The organism is Streptomyces sp. SM11, from assembly GCF_002910905.1.
Classification (GTDB): domain Bacteria; phylum Actinomycetota; class Actinomycetes; order Streptomycetales; family Streptomycetaceae; genus Streptomyces.
Map to the genome: position 1 here is coordinate 1 of NZ_NEUE01000007.1, position 6,429 is coordinate 6,429.

Below are 6,429 nucleotides of genomic sequence, written 5' to 3' on the forward strand. Positions count from 1 at the left end.
CAGCAGGCCGTGCCGCAGCAGCGCGCGGCGGGGGACCGGGGCGCCGGGGGTGTGATAGCGGCGGCAGGACGCGGTCGCCCGGCGGAAGAACGCGGCGCGGCTGTGGAGCGGCAGCCGGTCCCGGGAGGCGAACAGCGCCGAGAAGTGGTCCAGCATCCGGCGGAACATCACCGGCCGCCACAGGGCGAGTTCGGGGCGGGAGTCGATGAACGCGAACACCCGGTCGTACTGGTCGAAGACGTCGAAGTGCTTCTCGCTGGTGGTGGAGAGGATGTTGCCGCGCCGCCGCTGCCGGTAGGACACGCACACCGCGTCCAGGACCGCGATCGACCCGGCCGACATCAGCACCGGGTAGGTCCAGGGAGTGTCCTCGTAGTAGCCGGGCGGGAAGGTGAACCCCTCGTCCTCGACGAACGCACGACGGTACGCCTTGTTCCAGACGACCATGAGGAGTTGCAGCAGCTCCGGGCGGTCGATGAGCCGGAAACGGTCGGGCCCGCCCTCGTCGAGGTGGGCGGCCAGGACGTTGCGGACGCTGCGGCCCGTCCAGTACGTACGGGTGTAGTCGTACATCAGGACGTCGGGCTCGCCGGTCGCGTCGATCCGGTCGGCGATGGTCCGGAGCGCGTCCGGCAGCAGGGTGTCGTCGCCGTCGAGGAAGATCAGGTAGTCGCCGCCCGCCCGGCCCATCCCGGCGTTGCGGGCCGGTCCGAGGCCGGTGTTGCGGGGGAGATGCAGTGCGGTGACGCGGGGGTCCCGTCGGGCGTACTCGTCGGCGATCGGCCCGCAGGCGTCGGGGGAGCAGTCGTCGACCACGACGATCTCGTAGTCCTCGAAGGACTGCGCCAGCACGGAATCCAGACACTCGTGCAGATACGCCTGGACCCGGAATGCGGGCACGATGACGGAGAACCGGGGCACTACACATCCATGGGTCGATCGTTCGCGGGAACCAGGCAGACCGCAAACGTCGGATGGAATGACAGGGTTACGCCGGACGCGGCAATCGGGGGACGCGGACGGCGAAGCGGCCCGGTTCCGGGGAACCGGGCCGCTCCGGGTTGACGTACAGCCGTACGCCTCCGAGGGTGTACAGCCTTGTGGTGAGGGCTACTTGACCGCGCCCGCCATCACGCCGGACACGAACTGCCGCTGGAAGGCGAAGAACACCGCCAGCGGGATCACCATCGACACGAACGCGCCGGGCGCGAGGACGTCGATGTTGTTGCCGAACTGGCGTACCTGCTGCTGGAGCGCCACGGTGATCGGCGGCGACCCGGAGTCCGCGAAGATCAGCGCGACCAGCATGTCGTTCCACACCCACAGGAACTGGAAGATCCCGAGCGAGGCGATCGCCGGACCGCCCAGCGGCATCACGACCCGGGTGAAGAGACGGATCTCGCCGGCCCCGTCGAGCCGGGCGGCCTCCAGCAGCTCGCGGGGGATCTCCGCGAAGAAGTTCCGCAGCAGGAAGATCGCGAACGGCAGGCCGAACGCCGTGTGGAACAGCACCACCCCGAGCGTCGTCTCGAAGATCCCGATGGTGCCGAAGAGTTCGGACACCGGGATCAGCGCGACCTGCACCGGCACCACCAGCAACCCGACGACCAGCAGGAACCACCAGTCCCGGCCGGGGAACTCCATCCACGCGAAGGCGTATCCGGCGAGGGATCCGATGACCACCACCAGCACCGTGGAGGGCACGGTGATCATGATCGTGCTGAGGAGCGAGCCGGTGATCGTCGAATTGTCCAGCAGCCGCTCATAGTTGGCGAAGGTCATCTCGGACGGGGCGGTGAAGATCTTCCACCAGCCGGTCGCCGCGATGTCCTGCGGCCCGCGCAGCGAGGACAGCAGCAGGCCGATCGTGGGCATCAGCCAGAACAGGGCGACCAGGATCAGGAAGACCCGCATCGCCCCGCCGCCGGCACGGGCGGCGATCCGGGCGCCGAGGGACCGCTTGGCCTTGGGTGCGTCGGGTGCGCTCATCGGCGTCCCTCCTTCCGGATCCTTCGGACGTTGAACAGCATCACCGGGATCACCAGCAGCAGCAGGAGCACCGCGATCGCGCTTCCGATCCCCAGGTCCGCGTCCGTGCCGAACGAGGACCGGTACAGCTGGAGGGCCAGCACGTTCGCGTCGTCCTGGGAGGAGCCCGGCGCGATGATGAACACCAGGTCGAAGACCTTGAGCACGTTGATCATCAGCGTCACCAGGACCACCGCCAGCACCGGCGCCAGCATCGGCACCGTGATCCGGCGGAACACCTGCCACTCGTTGGCGCCGTCCACCCGGGCCGCCTCCAGGAGTTCGCGCGGCAGGCCGGCCAGTCCCGCGGCGATCAGCACCATCGCGAACCCGGCCCACATCCACACGTAGCTGCCGATGATCCCGGGCGTCACCAGGGACGGCCCGAGCCAGTCGACGCCGTTGTACGGCTCGCGGAAGTTGTCGGTGGGCAGCCGTAGTTGGGCCCCGTCCGCCGAAGCCGGCAGGGTGAACACACCGTCCGGGCCAGCCGTGGCCATGGCGACGACCTCGCCGTCCTTCACGGCCTCGACCGTGAGGCCCTCCAGGCCCAGCTCCTTCGGGTCGACGACATTCGGCTTTCCGCCGCCGCCCCGGGTGAAGTCCAGCCAGGCCGTGCCGCTGATCCGGTCACCGGAGGCCGTCGGAGTCCCCTCGGCGGGCCGTGCGTCGCCGGGCATCTTCGCCGGAGCCACGCCGACCAGCGGCACCAGCAGCGGCAGGCCCGCCCGGATCGGCTCCTTCCCCACGAACGCCCCGCCGTCGCCCTTCTCCAACGGGTGCACGGGCAGCGGGCGGGCCTTGGGGAAGCCGGAGGACTGGTTGAACGTGTCGTGCACGCCCACCGCCACCGCGTTGGCGACACCGCGCTCGGGAGCCTGGTCGTACACCAGCCGGAAGATGATGCCCGCCGCCAGCATCGAGATCGCCATCGGCATGAAGACGATCAGCTTGAACGCGGTGCCCCAGCGGATCCGCTCGGTCAGCACCGCGAAGATCAGCCCGAGCGCGGTGGCGACCGTCGGGGCGAAGACCACCCAGATCGCGTTGTTCTTCACCGCCGTGAGGATGGTGGCGTCGGTGAACAGGGCCTTGTAGTTGTCGATCCCGGCGAAGCCCGTACCGGCCTGGTCGAAGAAGGACCGGTAGACCGAGTACCCGATCGGATAGAGCACCAGCGCGCCGAGCAGGACCAGCGCGGGCAGCAGGAACGCCGCCGCGATGATCTTTCGGGTGCCGGTCACGCTCCGGCGGGACTTCCCCGGATCGGGCGGCGGGGACGGGCGCGGACTCGTGTCGTCGGCGGGGGGCGCCGCACCGGCGCCCCCCGCGGTCGCTGTCGTCACGGCGTCAGCTCTTGTACGCCTCGACCGCTGCGGACTCCAGCTGTTTCTGGGTCCCCGCGATGTCCTTCGGGTTCTTCAGGAAGTCCTGGAGGATCTTCCACTCGCCCTTCCCGGGCGTTCCGCCGAACGACTGCGGGGCCTGGTCGGACATGTCGAACCGGACGTCGTCACCGGCGTCGATCAGCGCCTGGGCCATCGTGCGCTGCACGTCGTTCGGGTAGGCCTTCAGGTCCAGGCCCTTGTTCGGGGAGATGAACCCGCCCGCCTCGGCCCAGATCCTCGCCGCGTCGGACGAGGCCAGCCAGGTCAGCAGCGCCTGCGCGCCCTTGGTGTCCTTCAGCGCCACCGCCGCGTCGCCGCCGGTCACCACGGGGGATTCCGCGCCGACCGCCGGGAACGGGAACACCTTGGCGTCCGTGCCGATCTTCGCCTCGGTCTGCGCGATGTTGACGGCGACGAAGTCACCCTCGAAGACCATCGCGCCCTTGGGCTGGTCGCCCCCGGTGAAGGTCTGGGTCACCGAGGTCGGGAACTCCGTCTGCAGGGCCCCGTCCGCGCCGCCCGCGATGAGCTCGGGCTTCCCGAACAGCCCGGCCAGCGTGGTCAGCGCGTCCTTCACGGACGGGTCGGTCCACGGGATCTCGTGCTTCGCCAGCTGGTCGTACTTCTCCGGACCCGCCTGGGAGAGATAGACGTTCTCGAACCAGTCGGTCAGGGTCCAGCCGTCCGCGCCGCCCACCGAGACCGGGGTGACGCCGGAGGCGGAGATGGTCTCCGCGGTCGTCAGGAAGTCCTTCCAGGTCTTCGGCTCACTCGCCCCCGCGTTGTCTAAGGCGGCGGCGTTGTACCAGATCAGGGACTTGTTGGCGGCCTTGAAGTACACGGCGTACTGGGTGCCGTCCACCCTGCCGAGCTCCTGCCAGACCTCGGCGTAGTTCTGGCTGAGCTGGGCCCGCGCCTCGGGGCCGACCGGCTTGGCCCACTTCTTCGCGGCCGCCTGCTGGATGGCGCCGACCTGCGGGATCATCGCCACGTCCGGCGGCTGCTTGCCCGCGATCTTCGTGCCCAGGAAGTTGATGATCGGGTCCTGCGCCGGGACGAACGTGACGCTCGCGCCCGTACGCTTCTCGAACTCGTCCAGCACCTTGGTGAAGTTGGCCTGCTCGGGCCCGGTCCAGACCGCAGCGACGGAGATGTTCTCCCCGTCCAGCTTCGGCAGCTCGACCGTGGACGCGCTGTCCGTGCCCTTGCCGGAGCCGTCGTCCGACTTCTTCTTGCCGTCGCCGTCGCCCCCGCAGCCGGTGAGCGCCAGAGCGCCGACCGCCGCGAACACGAGTGCGGCCCTGCGTATCGAGAAGGTTGTGCGCATTCCTGCCCCGTCTCTCCCGTACGCGCCCGGCCATGTGCGCATGCCCGGACCACGTCGTCCGTGCGCACAGTCCTACGCCCGGTGCACGGGCCCCGCAATACCGCCGGAGGGCCCAACGCGTCCATCGTGATCGCCTCGTGACGTCATGTCAGGGCATGTCGGGAGCGCGCGGGGCAGGGGCGGGCCGAGCCGGTGTGCCGCGTCAGGTTCAGGAGTGGGCCGAGCCGGTCGCACGGTCAGGCCGTGAACGGCACAAGTGCCGGCAGCCGCTCGGCGTTCACCGAACGGGCCGCGCGCTCCAGCGCACTGGCGAGCAGCGCCAGGTCCGTCGGCCCGTTGCCCAGCTCCCGGACCGGGCGCCGGGTCGGCGGATCGCCCATCCGCTCCCACTCCAGCGGGACGACGGTGGGGCGCAGCGTCGCCGTACGCGGGATGCGGCCGGTGACCCGGCCTCCCTGGAACGGCGTCACCCGGCCGTCCGGATGCCCCAGCCTGCCCCGGCCGGGAGCCGGTTCGTCCGGGGACGGCGGCAGCACCGGGGCGTCCAGCACGATGCGCAGCCGGGCGCCGCGGGCCAGCTCGGTGTCCTCGGTTCGGTCGGGGCGCGCGGAGGTGGCGACCAGATGCACCCCGAGCCGTCCGCCGTCCCGGGCCACGGCCTCCAGCGCCCGCACCACCGAACCGGCGGCGGGCCGGCCGGGACTGCCGAGCGCCGGGGCGACCAGCGCGTCGAAGTCGTCGGCGAGGACGACGAGCCGGGGCAGCGGAGACGGGCCGGGGTCCGCGGGCCGGGCGGCCGGGCGCAGCCGCAGGGTGCCGCTGGCCGGGGAGTCCAGATCGCCCCGCCGCTCGGCGCCGCTCGGCGGCCGCTGGCCCACGACGCGGGGGGTCTCCTGCTGGGTGTACCGCTCGTGCCAGGCGGCGAAGTCCAGGTCGCCGAGCAGCTCGGCGCGCCGCTTCAGCTCACCGCCCAGGGCCTGCGCGAACTCCCGCATCCGGACCGGGTCGCACGCCACGAGGTGCGTGAAGACATGCGGCAGCTCCGTACAGGGGAGCAGGCCTTCGCCGCGCTCCCCGTGCTCGCCGCCGGAGCCGTCGACGAGCAGGATGCCGAGCCGGTCGGGCCGGGCCGCGGAGGCGAGCGAGGCGGCGACGGCCCGGAGCAGCTCGGTGCGGCCGCTGCCCGGTGGCCCCTCGATCAGCAGGTGCGGGCCCTCGTCGGCGAGGTCGACGCCGAGGGGGCCCAGGGGGCCCGCCCCGAGCACGATGACCGGCCGGCCGGTGTGCACGGCGGGCCGGTCCGCGGCCCCGTCGCCCCGCTCCCCGGCCCCGGAGGCCTGACGCGACCCGGAACGCTGGGCGCCCGGGTAGGGCGTGCGGCCGGAGTCTCGGGTGTCCAACGGTGGGTAGGGCGTCCGGTCCGGGTCGGAGCGGTTGCCCGGATACGGCGTGCGGCCGGAGTCGCGGGTGTCCGGCGGTGGATACGGGGTCCGGTCCGGGTCGGGGGCGCCCGCCGCCGGGTACGGGGTGCGGCCCGAGTCACGGTGCGGGGAGGAGGCCGCGGTGCGCTGGGGCCCGACGCGGGGACCCGCGCTGAGGGTCCGTCCCGAGTTGGGGCTGTCCACCTCCGGGCGGGGCGCGGGAGCCGCCGCGGCCCGGGGCGCCGAGGCACCGGGCTGGGCCTCC

Annotated in this window: 5 protein-coding genes; all 5 read right to left on the bottom strand. The window is 71.8% G+C overall.

Translation table 11 applies throughout. From position 1 onward, the window contains the following. Positions 1-921, bottom strand: a 921-nt coding sequence (locus B9S58_RS00300) for a glycosyltransferase family 2 protein (RefSeq protein ID WP_146063426.1), incomplete at its 3' end; no start/stop codon positions are given. A 189-nt stretch (positions 922-1,110) separates the two neighbouring features. Continuing rightward, positions 1,111-1,989, bottom strand: a complete 879-nt coding sequence (locus tag B9S58_RS00305; protein WP_103530140.1) for a carbohydrate ABC transporter permease — start codon at positions 1,987-1,989, stop codon at positions 1,111-1,113. Further along, positions 1,986-3,272 (bottom strand): carbohydrate ABC transporter permease, encoded by a 1,287-nt coding sequence (locus B9S58_RS00310; RefSeq protein ID WP_103530141.1) that lies wholly within the window; start codon positions 3,270-3,272, stop codon positions 1,986-1,988. Before B9S58_RS00310 ends, B9S58_RS00305 begins: the two co-directional genes overlap by 4 nt. A gap of 106 nt (positions 3,273-3,378) precedes the next feature. Continuing rightward, positions 3,379-4,743 (bottom strand): ABC transporter substrate-binding protein, encoded by a 1,365-nt coding sequence (locus B9S58_RS00315; protein WP_103530142.1) that lies wholly within the window; start codon positions 4,741-4,743, stop codon positions 3,379-3,381. Positions 4,744-4,979: 236 nt separating this feature from the next. Further along, a partial coding sequence (locus B9S58_RS00320) for an FtsK/SpoIIIE domain-containing protein (protein WP_258044121.1) occupies positions 4,980-6,429 on the bottom strand: 1,450 nt, incomplete at its 5' end.

Excerpts from the sequence above, each read along its gene's own strand:
- B9S58_RS00305 (WP_103530140.1), bottom strand. The coding sequence starts at position 1,989 with ATGAGCGCACCCGACGCACCCAAGGCCAAGCGGTCCCTCGGCGCCCGG.
- B9S58_RS00315 (WP_103530142.1), bottom strand. The coding sequence starts at position 4,743 with ATGCGCACAACCTTCTCGATACGCAGGGCCGCACTCGTGTTCGCGGCG.